This window comes from Mesorhizobium sp. M7A.F.Ca.US.010.02.1.1 (genome assembly GCF_004023085.1).
Taxonomy (GTDB): Bacteria; Pseudomonadota; Alphaproteobacteria; order Rhizobiales; family Rhizobiaceae; genus Mesorhizobium.
In genome coordinates, this window is the sequence record NZ_RZRV01000047.1 from 1 (window position 1) to 23,503 (window position 23,503).

Genomic DNA, 23,503 nt, shown 5'->3' on the forward strand with positions numbered 1-23,503 from the left:
ATTAAGACAACGGCTGGGAGACCTCATCCTCCCAAAAACACGGGGGCGATCATGCCCCCGTGTCGTCAAAAAGCTACCAGCCAAATATCCTGTCAGAACACTGAAGGTGCCTAAGTGAACTGCATTAGGCCTCGCGCCCGGCTTTTTTTTGTGTCTGAGTGATTTTCCCGGGTGATCGGGAAATCAATCCCGGGGCAATCGGCTATCAACCGGGAATGCAGGGCTTCAGCTCTGGAAACTTCTCGTCGAAGCGCGCAGCCCACCGTGTCAGCCGGGCGCGGCCCTTTTCCCATTTTCCGGCAAAGCGCAGCGAGAGATAGCCAAGGCAGGCGCGCAGCGCCATCTGGCCGGCGGTGATCTTCTTCGGCAGCTTCGGCGGGTTGGCGTTGAGCAGGTCGAGTGCCGCCGTGATCTTCGCCCACTGGCGATCGAGCCAAGGCTGATAGACCATCTCCTCGGGCCGCGTGCGCCGTTCATAGACCATCGACAGCGCGCAGTCGCAAATGCCGTCGGCCAATGCCTCCAGCACTTCCGCCTCGAGCCGCTTGTCGGGATTGCGTGGAAAAAGCGCGTTCTTCGACAAACGGTTGAGATGCTGGGTGATGGCGCGACTGTCATGGATGGAGCGACCGTCGTCGAGCACCAGAACCGGGATCTTGCCGAGCGGGTTGGCGTCGACCAGTTCGGCCGGTTTGTCCTCGGTTTTGACCGCCACCGTTTCGATGTCGATGCCGGCATAGGCTGCGGCCATGCGCACTTTGGAACTGTAGGGAGAGGTGGACGCATAGAGCAGTCTGGGCATGATCGGTTTCCTGTTTTGCAGGCCGGCAGTGTTGACCGATCAGGCGCGATCGAGCAATGGCCAGAAGCGGAAAACCCAGCCGCCAGCGAGCGGCGCATCGGCCAGGGCCGTTTAGCGAGCGCTCCGTGAAGACGGCGCTTCATCACCATGGTCGCCGAGTTGCCGGAATCGCAGGGATCGCTCAGCCGACAGGCAAGACCGAAGAGCCTCGCGCCGATATTTCATCACCCGCATGAATGACACAAAAAAAGCCCCACCGGACTTCGCCCTATGGCGAAGTCCTGGGAGCTGCGAAAAGATATCCTCCGTCCGCCTCTGTTCTCGCCTTCCGACTGCCTAAACAGCGAGCGGGGCGCCTGTCAGGCACCCGCCCTTGACTGTTTTGGCACCGCCCCGGCGAGGGAAGACGCGACTACTTCTTGCCGGCCTTCGCGGGCGCTGCCTTCGGCTTGGCCGCAGGTGCCGCTTTCTTCACCGGTGCTGAAGATTTCGCTGCCGCTGCCTTCTTTGCCGGTGCAGCCTTCGCAGCCGGCTTCTTGGCAGGTGCAGCCTTGGCAGGTGCAGCCTTGGCAGCCGGTTTCTTTGGAGGCGCTGCCTTCTTCGCTGCGGGTTTCGCGGCGGCCTTCGCTGCAGGCTTCTTGGCTGGTGCCGCCTTCGCCGCCGGCTTTGCCGCTGCCTTGGCGGGTGCTGCCTTCTTCACTGCCGGTTTCGCAGCAGCTTTCGCTGCCGGCTTCTTGGCCGGTGCTGCTTTTGCCTTGGCCGCCGCGGCCTTCGGCTTGGCAGCGGGTGCTGCTTTCTTCACTGCAGCTGCGACCTTTGCCGTCGCTGCTTTTGCGGGTGCTTTCTTTGCCGGTGCCTTGGACGCCGGCGCTTTGGATGACTGCTTAGCCATGCGATGCCCCTTCCTTTGTGCCGACGGCCGTAATGACCCGGCGCGCTCATGCATATCTGACTCGCGGCTTGCTAGCCAGCGAAGCAATAGACTGATTTTCGCAGCTTAAATTTCGGTTACGATCGGCACATGGTCGTGCTGATCGTCGCAGAAATTCACTGCTGATCTTCGACCAATGGCTAGAATGTGTCGCCGACATTCTCCGCACTCCGCGGGACCGCTCCTCTCGTGAAGCTCCCAAGATCAGTGAACAGCTTTGCGTGTCGATCGTCGGCCGCCGATATCATGACCGCCGCCTCATCGGTGCGATCATCTCGTGCAGGCGGACGATCTATACTGCAACGCGACAGCCGGTCGATGCATCGTCTTGTCAAGCACGATCGCAGACCGGCTTGCTCGTGAATTGACAGATAACTCTACGTAACAGAGTATTCTGCACAGCATGGGGAGTACTTCGATGTCGATCGCACAGAGGCAAACGGCGCTGCCGCCGTTCCAGATTGCCAAGACGGTCCGCCACGGCGGCAGCATGGTTGTCCGTGGCCTCCGGCTTGGCTGCGCCGGAGCCAATCGATGAGTGCCGACGAAATCATCCACCAGAGCACTCGGCTCAGGATCATGGCCGCGCTGAGCATGCTGGAAAGACGTCAAACGCTGGACTTCACCGGGCTGAAGGCCATCGTGGACGTCACCGACGGCAATCTCGGCGCGCACCTCGATACGCTGGCCAGGGCCGGTTATGTCGACATCGAAAAGCTGTTCGTCGGCCGCCGGCCGCAGACGCGCGTCAGGGCGACGATGAGTGGACGGCGCGCGTTCCGCGGCCACGCCGCATTCCTGCGCAAGATCCTCGACCAGGCCGAGGCGGCGCCGCGCAGGAAATAGCGTGGTGACCGGGCAATCCTGCGCGATCCGCAGTTCCGTCACGGCTGATAGCCGAGGCAGATGGCGCCGAGCGCGACGATGGCGCAGGCGCCGACCCGCCGCGGCGTCAGCACCTCGCCGAGGAACAGGCGTCCGATGAAGGCCGCGAAGACGACGCTGGTTTCGCGGATCGCGGTGATCGGACCTGCTGGTCCGAGCGCGAAGGCCGCGACCACGACACCGTAGGCCAGAAGTGCAAACAGGCCCCCGCCCAGCGCCTTCCAGGTTTCCGGCGCCCGCAGGTCGACTATGAGCCGGCCACGGCAGGCGACGAAGGCCGCCGGCAGCAACGCGCCGTAGATCAGCAGGACCCATGCAGTGTAGGCGCCGGCGTTTCCCGCCGCCCGAACGCCGAGCGCATCGACCGTCGCATAGGCGGCGATGATAGCTCCCGTTGCCAATGCATAGAATATCGATGTCGTGGCGGCCCTGCCCCGTCCGAGTGAAAGGCCCATGATGCCGCCAGCGACCAGCGCGACGCCGACGGTCTGCGGCAGAGTGAGCTGCTGGTTGGCCAGGAAGAACCCGCCGAGCGTGACAAGCAGCGGCACGCTGCCGCGAACGATCGGATAGACCTGCCCCAGTTCGCCATATCTGTAGGCGGCCACGAGAAACAAGCTGTAGCCAACCTGCAGGCAGGCCGAGAGCACGATATAGGACCAGGCCGGCGCGGCCGGAAGGTCGTGGAAGAAGGCGAAGGGGATGGCGAGCGCCGTGCTTGAAAAGCTCATGACGGTGACGGTCCACAGCCTGTCGGCCCCCGTGCGCAGGAACGCGTTCCAGCTTGCGTGCAGGATCGCCGCAAACAATGCGAGCCCGATGACCAGCGGGCTCATTGCGGCCTGCGCGAAGCAGCGACGATGCCCATGGCCGCCTTGCGGGCGTCGCGAATGGCGGCGTCGACCTGCCCCATCTGCGCCAGCAAGGTCGCACCTTCGATCAGCATAAGCAGCGTCGCCGCCACGCTCTCGGCGCGGCCGCGCGGCATCACCTCTTCGAGGATAGACCGCATGCGCCGCTTGAGGCCGTTCTTCTGCCTGACAACGGCCTTGAAAACCGGATGCCTGGGATCGCCGAACTCGGCCAGCGCATGTGCGAACAGACAGCCATGGAAATCCGGGCTGCGGAACCAGCGTGCATGCCAGTCGAAGATTCTTCCGATTTTCTGTTCCGGCGGAATGCCCTCTTGGGCGAGCCGGTCGAGCTGGCGGTCGAAACGCATAGCGCGATAGCCAAGCACCTCGACGATCAGTTCGTCCTTGCTGGGAAAGTGGCGATACATCGTCATCTTGGCCACATCGGCTTCGGCGATGATCCGGTCGATACCGGTCGCATGGAAGCCGGCGCGCTTGAACAGCACGTAGGCCGTTTCAACGACGTGCTGGCGCTTATCGGAAACGGGCGATGGTGTCATGCGTTTACCGAGTGGTGAGACAGGTCTGTCTCATAGCTATGCGACGGATCGCGTCTGCTGTCACCGCGGCACAAAAAACGCCTGCAGCCGATCAAGCCACAGGCGCGAAAGAGATTGGAAGGGGAGACCGGGTTTAGCGCAGAATGCGGCAGCGGCCGTTGTAGACCATCCAGCGGTCGAAGCCCGAGACGCAAAATTCGACATTGTCGCCGATCGAGGCAAAGCCCTGGCCTTCCTCGATCAGGTACCAGATGGTGCGATCGCGGCCGTCGGACAGACTGACGGTGGCGCCGCAATAACGGCGACCGATCGGCCAGGTATCGTTGGCCGCCAGATAGCGATGCTGGTGGATGCGCCGGAAATCGGTGATCTGCACGTCAAGCAGATGCGGCACGTGATGCACCTGATAGGAAAAGCGGCTGGTGATCTTGTTCAGTACCCAGGGCTGACCGCAGACCCCGCTGTCTTCATCGGAATAGACCGTAAGATCGGCGGCCTGCACGGTCTGGGTGATACCGAGAGGCGCGGCAAGCGGGGTGCAGAGCGAAATCAGGGCGGCAAGGGCGGATTTGGCGAAGCGAGTCATGGCAGCCTCTCAAGGTCGATTGCGCGCACTGTGCGGATTCGCTCGGCGGCGGTCAAGCGGTTGCGTTGACAATGGTTTCCCAGTTTGAAACCGCTTTTTGACCAAAGCCGAGTTTGCACGCACCGGAATGGCTCTGGCACGTTCATATCCAGACCCAAGAGAGCACGGTCCCTGGGTCATCGATGAGCCCGCCTCAAGCCTGCTCGCCGGCCAGCCATTCCAACGACCAGTGCGCCGGCCGCCCCACCGCAAGCAGCCTGTGCAGGGCCGGCAGCAGCGTCCGCAGCTCGCCCTCCAGCGTGAACGGCGGGTTGACCACCAGCAGACCGCTGCCGTCGAGGCTGGGTTCCGAAGAGGCCGGCCTGATCTCGAATTCGATGTCGAGCAGCTTCGGAATGCCGGATTGCTTCAGCGCCTTGCGGAAGGCGATGATCGCCTTGCGGTCCTTGATCGGATACCAGAGCGCGTAGATGCCGCCGGGCCACCGCTTGTGCGCCCTTATAAGCCCGTCGACAAGGCGTTCGAACTCACCCGCTTCCTCGAATGGCGGATCGATGAGGACAAGGCCGCGCTTTTCCTTCGGCGGCAGATGGGCGCCGAGCGCCAGCCAGCCATCGAGCTCGATGATCCGGGCCTGGAAATCGCCGGCAAAGAACGTCCTCAGCCTCGCGGCATCCTTGGGGTGCAGCTCGATCGCCGTCAGCCGATCCTGCTTGCGCATGAGATGGCGCGCAATCAACGGCGAGCCCGGGTACTTCTGGATGCCACCCTCGGGGTTGAGCGACCGTATTGTCTCCAGATAAGGCGCGAGCAGCACCGCCACCGGCGCGGCAAACGAGGCATCGATCAGCCTGCCGATGCCGCCTTGCCATTCACCCGTCTTCTGCGCTTCGACGGACGACAGGTCGTAGCGGCCAATACCGGCATGGGTGTCGACGACCCGAAACGCCTTGTCCTTCTGCTTCAGATACTCGAGCAAGCGTGTCAGCACGACATGCTTGACGACGTCAGCGAAATTCCCGGCATGATAGGCGTGGCGGTAGTTCATGGTTTTGTACCGTTATGCACGTCGTTGTCCCAAACCGCTGCACACTTTTGGGCGACATGCATCAGCCCCTGCCCCAGCGCGGCGGTGGCGGCTGCGAGTTGGGATTTTCCGGCCGGCCGCCACGAGTGCGCAAAGTCAGCAAGAACCCGATCAGGCCGATCGCCATCAGCGCGAAGCCGACCGGCCGTGCACGGCTGTCGATCTCGCCGGCGCCGGAGCGCAGGATGAGATCGACCGCCCGCATCGGTATGTCGTCGGCATCACCCGGTCCGACGGTGAAGATGTAGGGACCCGGGCTGACGGTCGCGATCACGCCGGCCTCGTCGCGAAAGATCTTGTCGGGCAGTTGCGGGCTGGCCTGGCGAGGATTGTCGGAATGGTTGAACTGCAGCGTCGAGGCGAGCACCGTGCGGCCATTGCTTGCAGCGGTCAGCGTCAGCACGGTGCGCTGCTGCGAGACGATGCGCTCTGCTCTTGCGGTCAGGTCGACCAGCACCCGCACCGGCGCGTCGCGGCCGGAGAGCGGCACCGTCAGCGGCTTGAAGCGGCCCTGCTCATAGACCCGCCAGGTGCCGATCTCATGGCCGGAGAAGTTGCTCATCGCCCAGGGATAGACGACACCGATGCCGGCGCCGACGAGCAGGATCAGGACAAACAGAAAGCGCATTCACATCACCACATTCCATCGTGACCTTGCCAATAGCGCCCCAACGATCAAAAGGCGATGGCCAGCCGGGTCGCCACCCCAGGCGATCGAGTTAGACGTGCGCAAGTAACAACCCGGTGGCGGCGTGGCCGCGCGCCAGTGCGGAGTTCTACCTATGCGCTTAAAATTCGTTGCCGAAGTGGCCTCTCCTCCACTATGAAATGAACACGCGCATGCGCTTTTCGGCGAAATGGGCCATCGGCGCGCCTTGCGAACCAGAGGCTTTGATGCGCAAAGATCATGAACAGCGGCACCAAAAGAGGATGAAGTCAAAATTCGTTCCTGTGAATAAATTTGCTTACAAAGCTTTAGCCCTTGCCCTTCTTCCCACTATAGCCAGCTGCGGCGTGCCTCCGATAGTTCAAGCCCTATGGTATGAATATTCGCACCCTGGAATTTACATTTGCACTCCGAGCGGTTTTGGGCAGCAATCTCATTGCTATCTGAAATTTTCCCGTCGCTCGGATCGTTAAATTTCACCTTTCGGCTGAATACAGCCCGACCTCGCCCTGAATTGCGCAACCCCTCATTCATGGCGAACCTTGCTGCCAAGCGCTGATTCGGCACAACGAACAGCTTGTGGCGCCGACTGCCAGCGGCCGGGCCCAATACCCTGATTCAAAATGAGGAACTGCCCTGGACATCTCCTGGTTCAGCTTCGAGGCCGATGCCGGCCCGTGATTAACCATTCGCAAACAGATATGGTTAAGAAATATCTAATTTAGTTGACTATGATTTCCACAGGTATATTTTCGATGCGTTGGGATGTGCAATTTGGGCGAGCAATCGACGATGGTGACACCGAGCGTGTAATCGCGATTTCGGGGGCGCAGAGGATGCTGAGCGGCAGCACGGAGGTTGTGTAGTCGCACCAGCTTCGCGAAAGCCAAAGAACAATTGACGCACATCAGTGATGGCGGTTCCGCAGATGCGGAGGTTTGCCACGTTCTGGGAACGTGGCCGGGCGATGCTTTGTCCCGGCCCGGCGGTAGCGTGTGCGGTGCGTATGAGGAAAGCATGAGTAAGCTTGTCAAGGTTCTGAAACTGGAATCCGGCAGCCAAAGGGGCGCCAACCAAAGCCGACGGCGCGCCCTTGTCGCCGGAGGAGCGGGATTTTTAGGATCGCATCTGTGCGAACGTCTTTTGCGGGACGGATACGAGGTTGTCGCGCTGGACAATTTCCACACCGGCAAAAGATACAATCTCAATACCCTCCTGCATAATCCGCGCTTCAGCTGCATCGAGCAAGACATCGTCGATGCATTGCCTTCGGATCTTCAATGCGACGAGATCTACAATCTCGCCTGCCCCGCCTCTCCGCCGCACTACCAGGCAGACCCGATCCACACCTTCAAGACAAGCGTGCTTGGATCGCTGAACCTTCTGGAACTCGCGCGACAGAACAAGGCCAAGATATTCCAGGCCTCTACATCCGAAGTCTATGGCGATCCCTTCGTGCATCCACAGCCCGAGAGCTACTTCGGCAACGTCAACACGCACGGACCGCGTTCCTGCTACGATGAAGGCAAGCGCTCGGCCGAAACCCTGTTCTTCGATTATTCGAGAACCTATGGCCTCGATATCCGTGTCGCCCGCATTTTCAACACCTATGGTCGCCGCATGCAGCCCGACGATGGGCGTGTGGTTTCGAACTTCATCGTCCAGGCGCTGCGCGGCGAGGACCTGACCGTCTATGGCAGCGGCCAGCAGACGCGCTCCTTCTGCTATGCCGACGACCTGATCGAGGGCTTTATCCGGCTGATGAACGCGCCGAGCGCGCCCGCCCACCCGGTCAATCTCGGCAACCCTGCCGAATTCACCATCATGGAACTGGCGACGCTGGTCGTCGATTACACCAACGCCCGATCGAAGATCGTGCATCGGCCGCTGCCCGTCGACGATCCCAGGCAGCGCAAGCCGGACATCTCCTTTGCCAAGGCCAATCTCGGCTGGGAGCCAAAAATCGGCTTGAGCCAGGGGCTCGCGCGTACCGTCGAGTATTTTGATGCCCTGCTTTACGGAAGTCACATCGCCAGAGGAGCTGCCGCTTCATGAGCCGGCCGGCAGTCCTGGTGACGGGTGGAGCCGGTTTCATCGGCAGTCACACCTGCAAGCAGCTGGCCGCCGCCGGCTACATGCCGGTGGTTTTCGACAATCTGAGCCGCGGAAACGAGAGAGCCGTCGCCTGGGGGCCGCTTGTCGTCGGCGATATCCGGGATCAGGATGCACTGCGGCGGGCGATGGACACGTACCGGCCGGCGGCCGTGATCCATTTTGCGGCGCTGGCCTATGTCGGGGAGTCCGTTCGCGAGCCGGCCGAATATTATTCGACCAATGTAACAGGCACCATCGCGGTGCTCGATGCGGCACGCGCGAGTTCGATCGAAAACATCATCTTCTCCAGCAGTTGTGCGACCTACGGCGTGCCGGAAGCGTTGCCGGTTCGTGAGACCTCCTCGCAAAATCCGATCAGCCCCTACGGGCGCTCCAAGCTGATGGGTGAACAGATCATCGGCGATTATGCATCCGCGTATGGAATGAAATTTGCGATTCTGCGCTATTTCAACGCTTGTGGCGCCGACCCCGACGGCGAGCTCGGTGAGTGGCATTCGCCGGAAACCCATCTGGTTCCCAGAGTGCTCATGGCCGCATCGGGCATCATCGACGCGATCGAGGTTTTCGGCACCGACTACGACACGTCGGACGGCACCTGCGTAAGGGATTATATCCACGTCACCGATCTGGCCCGCGCTCACCTGAAAGCGCTCATCTATCTCGAGGGTGGCGGGCGAAGTCTTGCGGTCAATCTCGGCACCGGGCGGGGCATCTCCATCAAGGAGATCGTCAAGGCGGTCGGCCGAATGACGTCGAGGCCGGTTCCGGCAGTGCTCAGGAGCCGACGCCCTGGGGATCCGGCGGAGCTCTACGCCGATCCGGGAAGCGCACGCGAACATCTTGGCTTTGTGCCGGAGCTTTCAGACATCGACACCATTGTCAGGACGGCCGCTCCCTTTTTCGGACTGAAGACCAAGCCAATGAAACTGCCGCCAGCCAGGGTGGCAGCGTCGGTCGTCGCTCGACGAGTCAGAGATAGCGGGGGTGACAGCTCGCGCGCTGGCCGAATCCGCTAGGGCTGCAGATATAAGGCGAGCCGCCCGAGAACGTGCTGCCATCGCCCGGATTGAACGAGATTTTCACTGGCGCCGGCGTGCTGGCTTTGATCCGTTGCGGTGGTGCAAAGGCGTAGGCACTTTCAGTTGCTATCGTGCTTGTCATCTGGATCGGATGGTCGGCACGGAGCGAGCGCACGAGAAATGTGGCCTGCACGGGCTGGACCGCGGGCTGACTGCGGGCCGGGTGGACTGTGGGCATGATAAGGACCGAACCGGTTTCAGTTGCGTCCATACCTTGACAACCTGCAACCATAGAGCTCAGCGCCACGGCCGCGGCAATAGATACGACATTTTTGCTTGAGCGAAATACGCTCGCGGAATTTCTCATCCTCTGTCCCTTGCTATCAAGTATAAGCCAAGGGCGCGTTGCGACATACTATACTTGGGCCGCTTTCACGCCGCATGAGTGACCACTCGCACATCACACGTTATATTAGATATCACTAATTATTAAATTTCATCAAAAACCGTATGGCAGGCCATCGTCTCGTCGTCTGGCTGATGCAATTGAATGCGACTAGATGCGATCGGCGCGACGACCGCGCCTGCCGAGCCGCTTAAGGCTTCACCATAAGCGATTCGCGGGTTCCGCGACAGGCACACGGCAAGAACAGCCAGGCCATCTCAGCGCGGCTGGAAGCATGGCCTACTTCTTGGCATCGACCAGCTTGCGGGTCTCTTCGAACTGCGCGCCCTTGGTGTCGCCTGCTTCGAATTTCTTGTATTCGTCGGAAGGATCCTCGGGAGATCGCTTGAAACCGTACCATTCCCCGTCCGGATCCTTGCGTTGCTCGATGTTCCGGCCCTGAATGCGATGGCTGTAGCAGGTGCGGTGGGGTTCGCCGGTGTAGCTCTTCGATCGCCAGGCGAGCTCCATGCACATCTTGCCGTCCTTGGTCACCAGCCATCTGCCCTCCGCGACGGTTGCCGTGTCCTGCCCGGACGTCCAGGCCCTGAGGTGTCGATTGTCCTGCGCGAAATAAGCTGCTCCGTCCTTCCATATCCATGTGCGGCCGGCATACAGAAGCTGTAGTTCGTAAGCAGTCGGAACAACGGCGGTAACGGCTTCCGCAGTGCTTTTGTCGTTGGCGGCGGCCGCTTGCGCCGCTCCCGAAACAGCCACCTGACCGCAGAGAGCCAGGAGCAGCACAAGTTGCTTGAAACTTGCACGCAGGCGGGGCCCCTTGCGATTCCGACGGCCGACATCAAGCGGCAGCGATCTGATCAAAGCTGTCGGCATAGCTGGCACTCGCATGTTATTCAGTCCAGGGCGGCGTCGTCAGCGCTTTGACGGCCACGCGAACCATTTAACAGTCGTGAGAACGGCGGTGTCAACCATCGCGGAGCATGCGGGCAACAACTATTCGCGACACGCGCATTGTCCATCAATACGGCAACACCGCGATTGCGCATCGGGCTTGTGGATCCGGACAGCCAGCCGACCTATAAATCAGCAGCCATCGATAAAACCGGGCCGTTGTCGGGTCGGAAAGCAGGCCAATGCCGGAGGTTCAGCGGCCGCCTGAAGTTGCGCGGATGCGCGCTCGCAAGCCAGGCAATGCGGTCGATCGGAAAGGCTGGGGCCGCTACCAATGCTGTGGATTTTGAGATACAGCACGCCGCGGCCGACGGAATCCGATAGCGCAAGCCTGCGCAGGAATTGTTGAATTGTTGAAACGAGCTGCCTCAATAATCGTGAGCCTGGCCCTGCTGGCGTGGGTCGTCAGCGACTCGCGCTGGAAGATGGTGGGCGATGCTTTCGCGAGCATCACGCCCGGCGCTTTCGCGGCCGTAGCGCTTGCGTTGTTCGTCACCTACGTGCTGCGCGCGCTGCGCGTCTGCGACGAGTTCCGCGACGAGGTGCATGGCCGTTTCGGTGCCTGCCTGCGGATCATTCTGATCCACAATGCAATGATCAACGTCGTGCCCTTTCGCGGCGGCGAGACGGCCTTTCCCCTGCTCCTGCGCCAGGTCTTCGGCATACCGATCATGCGCGCCAGCGCCTCGCTGCTGTGGTTCAGGCTGCAGGATGCCTTCGTCGTCGGCGTGCTGGCTCTGGCGGTGTGGCCGGGCCTGCATCCGGCGACAAGGATCGCGGGCGTGGCTGCGGTGATCGTTGCCGCCTGGTACCTGCCGCGCTGGGCGCGTGCGCCGCATGACTGGGCAGGCCGCGGCAAGATCGTGGCGAAACTCGGCAGGCTGCGCGATGTCTTCACCGAGGCGACCGGCCGATCGCGCTATGGCTGGTGGTGGACGATCGCCAATTGGTCGCTGAAGCTCACTGTACAGGGATGGTTGCTGGCAATGCTGCTGGGAACATCCTTTTCGACCGCCTTTCCAGGCGTCGTCGGGGCCGAAGGCGCCGCCATACTGCCGGTGCAAGGCGTCGCCGGCTTCGGCACCTACGAGGCGGGTGCGGCGGCGGCGCTGCTCACCTCCGGCATTGCCATGAAGAGCGGCCTTCAGGCAGCGCTGGCACTGCATCTGTTCATCTTCTGCTCGGCAATCGCCACGGGTGCGATCGCCTGGCTGTTTCCCTCGAAATCGGCGCTGCCGGGGAACCCGGCCGTCGGCCCTGCAAGGAAGCCATCCCAATGAGCATATTGCCCATCCCTGCTTCGGGACTGCCTGACGGCGCGGTGATGCCGGAGCATACACTGTCCATCGTCGTGCCCATGTACAACGAGGCTGAAAACGTCGAACCGCTGCTGGCACGGATTCATCAGGCGATGGAACGCTACGGCCAGCCCTGGGAGGTCGTGCTGGTCGATGACGGCAGTACCGACGCGACGGTGAGCGAGATCAGGCGCCTTGCGGCGCATTACGGCCCGCATGTGCATGCGGTCGAGCTGGTGCGCAACTACAAGCAAACCGCCGCGATGCAGGCCGGCATCGACGCGGCGCGCGGCGACGTCATCGCCACGATCGATGGCGACCTTCAAAATGACCCCTACGACATTCCGCGTATGGTCTACCGCCTGCTAAGCGAGGATCTCGACCTGGTGGTGGGCTGGCGCAAGGATCGCCAGGAAGGGTTTTTCATGCGCAGGCTGCCCTCGCGCATCGCCAACGCGCTGATCGCGCGCGTCACCGGCGTGCGCCTCAAGGACTATGGCTGCAGCCTGAAGGTCTATCGCGGCAACGTCATCCGCAGCGTCAAGCTCTATGGCGAGATGCACCGCTTCATCCCGGCATGGCTGGCCACGGTGACGACACCCAGACGCATCGCGCAGGAGGTGGTGACGCACCATGCCCGCATCCACGGCCAGTCCAAATACGGCATTTCGCGCACCTTCAGGGTCGTGCTCGATCTGGTGTTCATGTATTTCTTCATGCGCTATCGCACACGGCCCGGGCACTTCTTCGGCGGCATCGGCATCGTGCTTGGCGCGCTGGGTTCGCTGATCCTTGCCTACCTGCTTTGCCTGAAGCTGCTTTTCGCCGAGGACATCGGAACACGCCCGATGCTGTTCACCGGCTTCTTCCTGCTCATCGCCGGGGTGCAGATGGTGACATCGGGCGTGCTGGCTGAAATGCTGGCACGGGTCTATCACGAAGCGAATGGAGCATCGGCCTATGTCGCGCGGCCGCGCCCGGCGCCCGGTGACAATGACGGCTGGCTCCGCCCCAGCCGGCCATCGTGACTTGATCGGAACGCCATGGAAGCTCCGCGCCCACAGCGCTGACCGGAGCGGTGGCTTCATCAACAGCTTGCTGGGTGTGATTTTGGTTTCAAGGCCGACAGTGGACCGGCAGGGTTCGTCGACGCCGGGAATGGCGGCCTGAGGGCGAGGCAAGGCGCAATATCCTGCGCCAACCCCTCGCCCTCGACTCGCGCCCCCGGCGAAGACAAGAGCGGCGGATCCTTCATTCAAATCGCGCCGCCACTTTTGGGTCCGATGGTCTAGTAGCGCGAACGGCAGCTGGCGCGCTGGCCGAAACCGCTCGGGCCACAAATCCAAGGCGAATGACCGAGGAACGGGCCGCCATTGCCCGGGCTGTAGGAGACCTTCACCATCGCCGGCCTGCCGACCCGCTGCGGCCGCACGAAGGCCGCATAGGTCTCCTCCCTCGTCCGCGTCACCATGGTCGTCTGAGTGAGCGGCTTGCGGTGAAGAACCTTCTTTCCGACGCGATCGAGCTTCCTGACGTGCTGGACCTTCTTGCCAAAACCTTGATCAACGATCCGTCCGTTGATTGAACTGGTCTTGGTCGTGTCCATCGTCTGGCAGCCTGACACCATTGAGGCCAATGCGATTGCAGCAACAGCATAGGCAAATTTTCTGCCTGTATCGGTCAGATTGTCCATAAACTGTTTCATTATCTGCTCCCTGGCCTGTAATGTAACGTGATTGAAAGCAAAGAATATACTTCGAATCCGTCGTTTCTAATCGCTCGTGAGTGGCCGTTTTCCACTCATATCGTTCCATCATATTAGAAGAGACTTATTAAAATTCGTGCAAACGTCATAATGAACGCAGCCTTTCACGCTTCGCTCGAATTTGAAGGAAATTCGGTTGTCGGATCGGCTGGCAGACGGAGCCTTGCCAAACGGCACATCGGCATACGCGACGGACTCGCGCCCGCGGCAAACAGAAGCCGGCGCTCGGGCTGTCAGGGATGTTGCGATGTATAAACGCTCAGCGCCGCAACCGGCGCCGGCAGGGCTGACTGCCCCAAGCCGACAAAAAGGGGCCGGCGATCCTTATCGCCGGAAGTGGCTGGATGCGGCGGCCCGCTTCAGGGTGCCGATGCCGCTATATGCAGCCCTCGACAAATGGACCGCTGACCCACAGCGAGCCGCTGTTGAACATGCTGGTCCCGCTGTCATCGATGAACCCTACAGTCTTGTTGTCGACATGCAGCTTGCTCTTCGGCATCACTCGGCCGTCTATCTTGATATTCTTGACGAACAGGTTGCGATCGCCAGCCTTGCCCTGTCCCGCCCAGAGGTCGTTGGCATAGCGGAGTTCGATCTTCTGCGGATTTGTCACGGCGCTCAGATTGAAGCGAAATGATACGGTGTGAGCCGACGCTGCCTTCAACTCCGCGACGATCGATTCTGCTGTGATCGCCGTGCTTTCCGTCCCCAGGACGTCCGCCTGTCCAACCGGCTTTCCGTCGACAAGCACGTCGAGCCGAGGGGAACCCTCGAAGCTGGTGCCGGCCGCGTCGATCTCGAGGCTGGCGATCCGGCAACGTGCCGTGTTCTTCTGCTCGTCGGCGACCATATCCGCCACGCGCCGCTTCTGAGACTGTACCCATCCGGCGATCGGCCGCAGCAGTTGGCTATGATCGCGCGTGTCGCCCTTGACGAGATTGACTTTTTCCGTGGGATCAGCCTCAAGGTCATACTCCTCGATTTTGCCGGTGGACGCGTTGAAGATGACCTTCCGATCATCTTCGCGGTAACCGAATTGATACCCGCTCCAAGGGCTGAAGAAGAATGTCCTGTTCGGCCGCTGCTTGCTAAACAGGCTGTGGCCCTGCCATGACTTAGGGAGCGGAAGGCCCAGTATGTCGAGGATCGTCGGAGCTATGTCGACAATCCCGCCAACGGAATGGACCACGTCGTCGTGAAAAAGCTGCTTGTTGATCATGATGAGAGGGATGTGGACGTTTTCTTCGTAGAGCGCACTGGCATGGACGTAGTTGCCATGCTCTCCAAATGCCTCACCGTGATCACCGAGTATGACCACAAGCGTCGAATCGAGTTTGCCGGATTGCTTAAGTGAATCAAGGATCTGTCCTAGCGCTTGGTCACCGATTTTCAGGGCGTTCAGGTAGGCGTTGAATTTCTCGTCATCCGAGTAGTGAACCTGCGCGCTGTCTTGGGAAGAAGCGGGCATCGCCGAAAACAGCGGGCTATCAATGAGGTAGGGGTAATGCGTCATGGCAGTGAACATGACGGCAAAGAAAGGATCTTCCGAGTCCGCGTTCACCCAGTCGATGATTGACTGCGCCGTGCAGAGGTCGCTGTTGTAGTCCATGTTCTTCCACTTTTCATCGCTGAGCCTGAATGTGGGAACGTTGCATTTCTGCCCGCGATAATCCTTGACGACATCCAACGCCCTCTTAAGCAGAAACTCATCCACGCGCTGGAATCGTGAATCCGCACTCCAGAAAAATGCAGTGCGAAAGCCATTCTCGGACAGAGTGCTCGAAATCGAGCTTAGCGGCAGATTCGGGTGGCTCGCTGTCATTCCGTAGTATGATATATCGTTGTACATCGAGCTGAACAAAGAGAATATAGAATATTGCGTAGATGGAGCGTGCGAATATATTTTTTCAAAGCGCATAGAATCGCTTGAAAACCGTTTTATATTTGGCGTGACAGGATACTCTCCACCAAATGTCTCAATATGCCGAGATGGAACTGATTCCATCATGAAAACCAGCACATTCTTTATCGGATTTGGTGATTGCGCTTTGAAGTTGGAGGTCTCCGCCGGGCGCTCTCCAACGCTGGACACGTCTGGGTCGTTGGCGTCGACTTTCATGGTAAAGACAACCGGCGTAGGATTGAGCAGGCCGGATTCAACAAAATGCACGATCGGATTTTCGATTTTTGCCGCCGGCAGGGCCGCCACCTGCAGATAGCGTCCCGTACCGAACAATGCCGCAGCGACGCACAGGATTAGCGTGCCCAGAAATATCGTGCGGCCGGTTGCCCCCAGCCGTAAGCATAGCCTTGCTGCGGCGTACCCTAGGACGAGCACAAGAATTATGGACAAGGAAGAGGCCGCAAAGTCCCTCAGATTGAACGCATCGCGCATGGCGTTCTTGGCGTCGGCATTCTGCAGGAAGTCACCATAGACCAACCACTGGAAAGTGAACGGTTCGCTCAGCATCTTGACGAGATTGATGTTGGCAAAACCCCAACCAAGTAAAACCAGGATCGCGAGATAGAATATGAAGACGACGACGACAGTGCCAGATCGACTTCCCATCGCCAGGAAAAGCAGGACCAAGGCTGCCGCCGTCAGGAATACAACGAAAACCAGGTCGTGGTAGCTTGCGGCGATTCCGCTGGGGATGGAGGCGGAAAGGCCCTGGAGCGTCGTTTGAGGATCGATGATGAAGCTTCGATAGATGCCCAGAAGCAGCCAGGAAAACAGAGCGGTACAAATGAACAGCACGCTTGCGCGAAAGAAGCGCATGTAGCGAAGGGTACTGGGCCGCGTCTTGGATTCCATCTGACTGATCCGTGCATGACTCGAATGGACAACCGAAAGAACAAATATCTGGCCTGTGAGGCAGCGAGGAAGTGCTCGCGCGGCCATCTCAACCCACTGGCATTTGCTGGCTGCCGGATTTGCCACCGGCAAAGCGACCGGAAATCTCAAATCAGCCGCTGCTTTCAATCTCCTGCGGTCGAGGCGTGGTCCCGTGCCTTGCAGCTCGTTGTTTGGCGATCGGTCCGAGAAGGCGAGTTCGCTCGGCTCTTCCGATCCGATTATCTGACGATTGGCCGATCCCAGGCGGGGTCAAGATGGAATGTGCGGGTTCCGCTCCCACCACGCCCGGCTCCGGAAACCGGGTAGGCCACGCTGACGATGCGCACACTGCCTGCTCCCTGCTGGAGCCCATATATGCCTTCCAGGCCGCGGTCATAAAACGCAGCGCCCGGGACGAAGAGCGCAATGCCAGCGAGCGAGGCCTGCAAGGCGAGTTTCGCAACATTGCGCCGCAACGAAATTCTGTTCTCCGCCAGGTGCCTGGTGATGATTACGACCACAAGCAGCCCGTAGACGAACGCATTGAAGGCAGCGAACCAGTAGAAGCCGGTGGCATCCGACGCGCGGTCCACTAGAAGGACCGGCAGCGAAGCTCCGATTGCAAGTGCCACATACGGAACGATGACGCGGGCAGGCAGCAGATTTTTCGGGCCACTGCCCTTGGGGGTAACACGAAAATCCACGAACGACTTGGTCACATAATCACGGATCGACGACAGCGTGCCCGCCAGCACCCACGGCCAACGCGCGAAGAATGAGAACAACATTCCCTCCCAACTGATCGTCCTGGCAGTGAGCGGGCGCGACAGGTCGAATGCCTTCAGCAACATCACCAGCATAATCAGGGAAATAGAGTTCGGAGCATAGTATAAAAGGAAATCAACATACGTCACATTGGCGAAGCTCTTCCCCGTCAGAAGCGCGTACATAGGCATGACGTACATGACAAGCGAAAACACGGCGAAAAGCGGATACCAGAGCTGGCGAAACAGGAACTGGAATTTCAGCCGTGGCGATAGCTTGGAAAGGTATATCGGCGAGTATTCGAGCATGATCGTCATCAGGCTCCGCGACCACTGGAACTCCTGCGTGACAAGATCGGCAAAGGTCTGCGGGCCATCGCCATGGGCAATGGCGTCTATGGCATGCACACCGCGCCAACCAGCCGCAATGAACAGCATGGACGTCGAGTGATCTTCGGCCAGTTCCGGGCCAAGGCCGCCGACCTGCTTGAGCGCTGCGGTTCTCACGGCATAGTGCGAGCCGATGCAGAGCGGCGTTCCGTCGCCCGTATGGCCGGACTGCAAGGGTCCGTGGAACATCCCTTCCGGGAACAGTCGGCCGCGTGCCGACCAGCTTTCAGCGGCATTGTTGTCGCATATGCTCGGCGCCGATACATAGCCAACCGCCGGGTCGGCAAAGGCGACCAGGATTTCCCTGAGATAGGTGGGTGTCGGGACGTGGTCCGCATCCATCTGAGCGACGAAGTGGTAGCGCTCATAACCATAGTGGTCGTAGAAGAACGCCAGGTTTCCCTCTTTGCAGCGCGTCCGGCGGGGCCACACCTTGCGGTGATAATCTTCCCGCCCGCGCCGCGTCGAAATCATGACGTTATGGGCATCGCACCAGGCAATCGTTTCCTCTGACGGGTCCTCGTCGGCCAGCCAGGTATCATGCGGACAGTCCTGCGCCAGCATCGCTTCGAGCGTTCGCGCAACCACCGAAAACGGTTCGGACGGAGCCTTGGTCACCACCATCGCGACCCGCGAACGTTCCGGGATCGTGTGAAGACTGGACGGCTTTTTCATCGCATGCACGTTCAAGAGAAAATACATCGGCATGAACGTCAGCCATACGAGCGTCAATGTCGCCAGCATGTATGGAATGACATGTTCGATGTGCCCGGGCTGCAGCCACCAGAACCAGAAAAATCCGAACGTTACCGACCAGCAGGCAAGTCCCAGCCTCCAGATCCGCCGCTGGGTGGCCGACAGCACCGGCACCAGAAAAGGAGGCTTCTCCGCCGCCTTCCCCGGAGCCGCCCCACGCCCCCGTTTCGGCATGGTCTTGCCGCTGATGATCCCCACGTCCGCGGAAACACTCATACACGTACCGCCGCCACCCGAGCATCAGCCGAACGACGGCTGACGCGCCTTGAAAACCCGCCCTTAGAATCCACTTGGGTGTCTTAGAGTCAACTAAATTAAGCGTTGGTTAACTATACTTCTTGCGAATTGGTTAACTTAACATCTTGAATCGGGAGGGTAATTCCGTGGACGCCTCCCCCGACCAGCACTGCAATCACGGCCGGCAAAAGTTTCAGCGTCGGAGAATCCGTCGAAGGGGCCGAGGCTGTCCGCAGGAAGAAGCGCCCAAGGCAGCGTTAACCATGTTGCGAACATCATGGTTAAGCAACCATTAATTGCGCTTGACTCTTTGGTCCGCCCGGCTCTTAAATTAGACAGGGATGATATATCGGAATATTGACGCGAATTTGTGAGTATCGCGGCGAAACTCTCTCGACGGCTCCTTCTGTGTTGGCGCTTTGAGAAGTATTTTGGGTGGGCTTCGTGCGAAGGTTCGCACAACCGCCAATAATCGCTCCGAAATCCCGCAGATTCCGCCAATGGAGCCGATAGGTTTTTGGGTAGCCGTATCGATCAGGCATCGATGCGCACGGGCGAAGCCTTAACTTCCGCGAGAAGTCGAGGCCATGGGAGAATCTATGATGACACACTCCGCGGCAAAGGCACTTGCAATCGCGCTGGTATTGGGCGGAAGCGCCGCCTTCCCTACTGCAGGAGGGGCCGGCTCCGTAACCGCGACCGACCCCGTTCAGACGAGCAGCGCTGCGTCGGCGTTCGGTTCCTATGATCCCTACGGGGACTTCAGCACCGACAAGAGCGCCAGCATCGAAGAGCTGTTCCTGCCCTGGGAAGACGTCGATCTGTCGACGCTGCCGCTTGCCGACGCTTATGCGCTGCAGCGCGGCCGTTCGCTTCTGATCACGATTGAGCCGTGGACATGGTCCAAGGACTGGCGCATCACCCCGCCCGAATTGCGCGACGGCATTTTGAGCGGCAAATATGATGCCAACATGCAGGCAATCTGCGGCCTGGTGGGACAGATGAAGAGCCCGGTGACCATTCGCTGGGCTCAGGAAATGGAAGACAAGAACGGCCGCTTCACCTGGGCCAACTGGGCTCCCAAGGACTGGATCTCCGCTTACAAGCGCGAAGTCGACATCTGCCGCAAGGCTGCCCCCGCCGCCAAGTACATGTGGTCGCCCAAAGGCGAAGAGGGTTTGGAAAAATACTACCCCGGCGACGACTATGTCGACGTCATCGGCCTGTCGGTGTTCGGTCTGCAGAAAAAAGACGGTGACGAGACCGGTCGTGACCGCACCTTCGCTGAACTGCTGAAGCCCGGCTATGACCGCGTTGCGGTGTTCAACAAGCCGATCGTCGTTGCGGAACTCGGCTATGTCGGAAAGCAGGACTATGTCTCGAAATGGCAGGAAGATTCCCGCAAATCCTACGCGGAGTTTCCGGCGCTGACTTCGGTCGTCTACTTCAACCAGAAGGAAGTGTGGCCGTGGCTGGGTGGCTATGGTCTGCCCGACTGGAGGGTGACCCAGCATGTCTTGCCCTAGAGCATGATACTCAAAAAGTGAGAAGCGGCTTTTCGGACAAACGGGGCACCGTTTGTCCAGGCGTCATGCTCCGTTTCTTTGATTTAGTGGCGGATTCAGATTTCAGGATTCCACCTGAAATCATCCGGTTCCAGGCGTTCCAATAAACCGGGCGTGGCGTAACAGTAGGGGTAGGGGTTGTGAAACGAGTACTGGGCAATTGTATCGGAACGGCACTTGCCTGTTCCATCGGTCTGTTTGCTTTCCAGCTTCCCGCAACGGCCAAGACGGCGACGAAAATCGCCGAACAGGCCATGCGGGCAGAGGTGGTGCCGGACGAAGGCATCTACCAGATGTACCAGAACCGCTCGTGGCTCTGGGGTCGGGAGGGTGCTGGATATTTTGCCGTCCAGCGCCGTCAGTTCAGTGCCTGGACCTCGGATAAGGCGCGCAAGCTGGGCTACGGTGACGGCATCTGGTTCATTCCCGGAGGAGGCAAGCTGTGCTTCCGCGCAAAATGGCACGGAGCCGGAGGCGACTCCAACGCTCTTTCCTGTTTTGAACATCGCCAGGCAGGCAGGATTCTCTACCAGCGCCGGGTTCCGGATGGAGAATGGTACGTATTCAGGAGTTCGCACCGCAACCTTGCGGACGCGTTCATGAAATTGAAACACGGCGACTACGTCAGCCGCAAACAGAGCCGGATCAAGGCAAAGCAGTAGAGACTTTCATCCGCGACAGGTCACTGGTCCAAAAGCGGGTCGACTGAACGGTCAGCGACCTGCCTCAGTCACGTTCAGGCGACCTGCCTTAAGCCTTGCGCTCCCAGCGGCGATCTGGCGTCTGTTGCCAATAGGTGATGGCGTGGCCAGCGCTCTTCATCACCTTCCAGTGCCCTCGCGCCGCCTCGAGCTGCGCGGCATCGTGGCCATCGAACAGGAACACGGCGCGCTCGTAGCCGCCAAGGTCAGGCGGCACCGCGCCGTCGACCAGGAACCTTATCTTTGCGTCGTTGGGATTGCCGTCGCCGGTGGTCAACAGAATCGGCTGTTCGCCGGGATGAGCCTCATGATCGGTCGCGTGCGCCAGGAACGAATCGTCGCGGAAGGTCCAAAGATGCTGGTCGAGCGCATCGCGGCGTTCCTCGGTGCCTGTCTGCACCACGGCGCGCCAGCCACGGTCGACGCTGCGCTCCAGGAGGCCTGGCAGCGCATCCTCCAGCGTCGATTCGGTCAGGTGGTAGAACAGGACGTCGGCCATCGCTTCAGCCTATAGTGATTGAACCCGTTCACTGCTCATAATTGTCGCGCACCAGCCGGTCGAGCAGCCTGACGCCGAAACCGGAACCCCAGGACTGGTTGATCTCGTTCGACGGCGCTCCCATCGCCGTGCCGGCAATGTCGAGATGGGCCCATGGCGTGTCCTTGACGAACCGCTGCAGAAACTGCGCCGCGATGGTGGCGCCGCCAAAACGGCCGCCGATGTTCTTCATGTCGGCGTTCTTGGAATCGATCAGCTTGTCGTATTCGGCCCCCAGCGGCATGCGCCACAGCCGTTCCTGCGTCGCCTGCCCCGCCGCCGCCAACTTTTCGGCCAGTTCGTCATTGTTGGAAAAGAGGCCGGCATAATGTTGACCGAGCGCCACCATGATGGCGCCGGTCAGCGTCGCCAGATTGACCATGAATTTCGGCTGGAAGCGGTCGTTGCAGTACCACAACGCATCGGCCAGCACGAGGCGGCCCTCGGCGTCGGTATTGAGCACCTCGATGGTCTGGCCCGACATCGAAGTGACGATATCACCGGGGCGCTGGGCATGACCGTCGACGGCATTTTCGACCAGTCCGATGATACCGACGACATTGGCTTTCGCCTTGCGGGCCGCCAGCGCATGCATCAGGCCGGTAACGGCGGCGGCACCGCCCATGTCGCCCTTCATATCCTCCATGCCCGAGGCCGGCTTTATGGAATTGCCGCCAGTGTCGAAAGTGACGCCCTTGCCGACGAAGGCGATCGGGCTGTCCTTCGGCTTGCCGCCGTTCCACTGCATGATCGCCATGCGGGCGCCGCGCGGCGATCCTTGCGCGACACCGAGCAGCGAGCCCATGCCGAGCTTCTTCATTTCCTTCTCAGCCAATATCTCGACCTTGACGCCTAGTGCCTCGAGTTCCTTGGCGCGGGCAGCGAACTCGACCGGCCCAAGCACGTTTGCCGGTTCGTTGACGAGGTCGCGCGCCAGTAGGACGCCGTCTATCACCGCCTCGGCATCGGCGAAGGCCTTCTTCGCAGCGGCCGGATCGGCGGTGTGGATGGTCACCTTGACCGGCTTCTTCGGCTCTGCCTTGCCGTCGTCCTTGTCCTTCCTGGTCTTGTACTTGTCGAAGGAATAGCTGCGCAGGAGAATGCCCGCGGCAAGGCTTGCCGCGTCTTTCGCGCTCGGCGAGGCGCCGGCCACATCGAGGACCACCGCCACTTCGGTCGCCTTGCGCAGCGACGCGGCAACGGTGCCGCCAAGCTTCAACCACGCATATTCGTCCAGTCCCGATACCTTGCCGGCGCCTATCGCCACCAGTCTGTCGAGCGATGCTCCCTGCGGCGCCAGAACTTCCACCGTGCTGGCGAACTTGCCCGTGAACTCAGCCACGGGAAAGGCCCGCTCCAGTGTCTTGCCGGGATCACCGGCCTTGGCGACGTCGCTCAGGCCGCCCTCATCCGCCGCGAGCACGAAGACCGTGCCCTTCTTGTTCACCGCGCTCTGGGACCCGGAAAATTTGGCGAAGGCGATCGACGGTCTTTGATTCATCATGTCCTGCTTTCAGGGAATGCGCGACTTTTGGGGAAGCGGTTCGAAACGATGCGCGACATTTGGTCGTTTTCCGGCATTTGGCAAGACTTTGCCGAATTGGCATCCCATATGACCTATGGAATCGATGACGATTCGTCGCGGCACGGCCCCGCTTTTTGCCGCAACCTGTTGTTAACCATCGATGTTCGCCCTTTCTTATCCATTCCCGCCGACACTCCGCCCAGCCGGGGGGCGTGATGTGGGACAGAACCCGGATAGACCATCTGATGAGCCAGTTGTGCAGGCG

Annotated in this window: 21 protein-coding genes; 8 read left to right on the forward strand and 13 right to left on the reverse strand. The window is 60.3% G+C overall.

Features of this window, described 5'->3' with window-relative positions; genetic code table 11:
* Nucleotides 1–205 precede the first annotated feature (205 nt).
* Nucleotides 206–802, reverse strand: coding sequence for a glutathione S-transferase family protein (locus tag EOA19_RS30165; protein WP_031213750.1), 597 nt, complete (start codon nt 800–802; stop codon nt 206–208).
* A gap of 412 nt (nt 803–1,214) precedes the next feature.
* On the reverse strand, nt 1,215–1,694 hold the full coding sequence (locus EOA19_RS30170; protein ID WP_128305669.1) for a histone: 480 nt from the start codon (nt 1,692–1,694) through the stop codon (nt 1,215–1,217).
* Between the two features lie 573 nt (nt 1,695–2,267).
* Between EOA19_RS30170 and EOA19_RS30180 the strand changes: the two genes are divergently transcribed.
* Nucleotides 2,268–2,579, forward strand: coding sequence for a transcriptional regulator (locus tag EOA19_RS30180; RefSeq protein ID WP_023813791.1), 312 nt, complete (start codon nt 2,268–2,270; stop codon nt 2,577–2,579).
* Between the two features lie 38 nt (nt 2,580–2,617).
* Here EOA19_RS30180 and EOA19_RS30185 read toward each other — a convergent pair whose 3' ends face one another.
* From EOA19_RS30185 to EOA19_RS30205, 5 genes are all read right to left on the reverse strand, one after another.
* Nucleotides 2,618–3,454, reverse strand: a complete 837-nt coding sequence (locus EOA19_RS30185) for a DMT family transporter (protein ID WP_023813790.1) — start codon at nt 3,452–3,454, stop codon at nt 2,618–2,620.
* On the reverse strand, nt 3,451–4,032 hold the full coding sequence (locus EOA19_RS30190; protein ID WP_128305670.1) for a TetR/AcrR family transcriptional regulator: 582 nt from the start codon (nt 4,030–4,032) through the stop codon (nt 3,451–3,453). Before EOA19_RS30190 ends, EOA19_RS30185 begins: the two co-directional genes overlap by 4 nt.
* A 133-nt stretch (nt 4,033–4,165) precedes the next feature.
* Nucleotides 4,166–4,618, reverse strand: a complete 453-nt coding sequence (locus tag EOA19_RS30195; RefSeq protein ID WP_128305671.1) for a hypothetical protein — start codon at nt 4,616–4,618, stop codon at nt 4,166–4,168.
* 193 nt (nt 4,619–4,811) lie between these two features.
* On the reverse strand, nt 4,812–5,666 hold the full coding sequence (locus EOA19_RS30200) for a 23S rRNA (adenine(2030)-N(6))-methyltransferase RlmJ (protein ID WP_128305672.1): 855 nt from the start codon (nt 5,664–5,666) through the stop codon (nt 4,812–4,814).
* Nucleotides 5,667–5,727: 61 nt separating this feature from the next.
* Nucleotides 5,728–6,333: a hypothetical protein gene (locus EOA19_RS30205; protein WP_128305673.1), complete on the reverse strand. Its 606-nt coding sequence runs from the start codon at nt 6,331–6,333 to the stop codon at nt 5,728–5,730.
* A 1,056-nt stretch (nt 6,334–7,389) separates the two neighbouring features.
* On the opposite strand from EOA19_RS30205, the gene EOA19_RS30210 reads away from it, so the two are divergent.
* Together EOA19_RS30210 and galE are read left to right on the forward strand one after the other, a co-directional pair.
* Nucleotides 7,390–8,427 carry a UDP-glucuronic acid decarboxylase family protein gene (locus EOA19_RS30210; protein WP_128305674.1) on the forward strand — a complete coding sequence of 346 codons (1,038 nt, stop codon included), beginning with the start codon at nt 7,390–7,392 and terminating at the stop codon, nt 8,425–8,427.
* Nucleotides 8,424–9,503: a UDP-glucose 4-epimerase GalE gene (gene galE, locus EOA19_RS30215; protein WP_128305675.1), complete on the forward strand. Its 1,080-nt coding sequence runs from the start codon at nt 8,424–8,426 to the stop codon at nt 9,501–9,503. The genes EOA19_RS30210 and galE overlap by 4 nt, the downstream gene beginning before the upstream one ends.
* Before the next feature lie 688 nt (nt 9,504–10,191).
* Here galE and EOA19_RS30225 read toward each other — a convergent pair.
* On the reverse strand, nt 10,192–10,695 hold the full coding sequence (locus tag EOA19_RS30225) for a DUF995 domain-containing protein (protein WP_128305676.1): 504 nt from the start codon (nt 10,693–10,695) through the stop codon (nt 10,192–10,194).
* A gap of 545 nt (nt 10,696–11,240) precedes the next feature.
* On the opposite strand from EOA19_RS30225, the gene EOA19_RS30230 reads away from it, so the two are divergent.
* Both EOA19_RS30230 and EOA19_RS30235 read left to right on the forward strand, forming a co-directional pair.
* The gene (locus EOA19_RS30230) at nt 11,241–12,143 is read left to right on the forward strand and encodes a lysylphosphatidylglycerol synthase domain-containing protein (RefSeq protein WP_245486374.1); all 903 of its coding nucleotides are present in this window, start codon (nt 11,241–11,243) and stop codon (nt 12,141–12,143) included.
* Between the two features lie 44 nt (nt 12,144–12,187).
* Nucleotides 12,188–13,189 (forward strand): glycosyltransferase family 2 protein, encoded by a 1,002-nt coding sequence (locus tag EOA19_RS30235; RefSeq protein WP_245486377.1) that lies wholly within the window; start codon nt 12,188–12,190, stop codon nt 13,187–13,189.
* A 260-nt stretch (nt 13,190–13,449) separates the two neighbouring features.
* On the opposite strand, the gene EOA19_RS30240 is transcribed toward EOA19_RS30235, so the two are convergent.
* From EOA19_RS30240 to EOA19_RS30250, 3 genes are all read right to left on the reverse strand, one after another.
* Nucleotides 13,450–13,866: a hypothetical protein gene (locus tag EOA19_RS30240; protein WP_128305679.1), complete on the reverse strand. Its 417-nt coding sequence runs from the start codon at nt 13,864–13,866 to the stop codon at nt 13,450–13,452.
* 436 nt (nt 13,867–14,302) lie between these two features.
* Nucleotides 14,303–16,741 (reverse strand): sulfatase-like hydrolase/transferase, encoded by a 2,439-nt coding sequence (locus EOA19_RS30245; protein WP_164893079.1) that lies wholly within the window; start codon nt 16,739–16,741, stop codon nt 14,303–14,305.
* 260 nt (nt 16,742–17,001) lie between these two features.
* Nucleotides 17,002–18,888, reverse strand: a complete 1,887-nt coding sequence (locus tag EOA19_RS30250) for a cellulose synthase catalytic subunit (protein ID WP_128305681.1) — start codon at nt 18,886–18,888, stop codon at nt 17,002–17,004.
* A 623-nt stretch (nt 18,889–19,511) separates the two neighbouring features.
* Here EOA19_RS30250 and EOA19_RS30255 point away from each other — a divergent pair.
* Together EOA19_RS30255 and EOA19_RS30260 are read left to right on the forward strand one after the other, a co-directional pair.
* Nucleotides 19,512–20,435: a glycoside hydrolase family 26 protein gene (locus EOA19_RS30255; RefSeq protein ID WP_128305696.1), complete on the forward strand. Its 924-nt coding sequence runs from the start codon at nt 19,512–19,514 to the stop codon at nt 20,433–20,435.
* A gap of 179 nt (nt 20,436–20,614) precedes the next feature.
* A complete protein-coding gene (locus EOA19_RS30260; protein WP_128305682.1) occupies nt 20,615–21,136 on the forward strand; it encodes a DUF995 domain-containing protein in 522 nt (173 codons plus the stop codon).
* A gap of 88 nt (nt 21,137–21,224) precedes the next feature.
* Here EOA19_RS30260 and EOA19_RS30265 read toward each other — a convergent pair whose 3' ends face one another.
* Nucleotides 21,225–21,674, reverse strand: coding sequence for a DNA polymerase III subunit chi (locus tag EOA19_RS30265; protein ID WP_128305683.1), 450 nt, complete (start codon nt 21,672–21,674; stop codon nt 21,225–21,227).
* Between the two features lie 28 nt (nt 21,675–21,702).
* Nucleotides 21,703–23,214, reverse strand: a complete 1,512-nt coding sequence (locus EOA19_RS30270) for a leucyl aminopeptidase (RefSeq protein ID WP_127289425.1) — start codon at nt 23,212–23,214, stop codon at nt 21,703–21,705.
* Nucleotides 23,215–23,265: 51 nt separating this feature from the next.
* Between EOA19_RS30270 and EOA19_RS30275 the strand changes: the two genes are divergently transcribed.
* Nucleotides 23,266–23,454, forward strand: coding sequence for a hypothetical protein (locus EOA19_RS30275; RefSeq protein WP_127289235.1), 189 nt, complete (start codon nt 23,266–23,268; stop codon nt 23,452–23,454).
* Nucleotides 23,455–23,503: the final 49 nt, after the last annotated feature.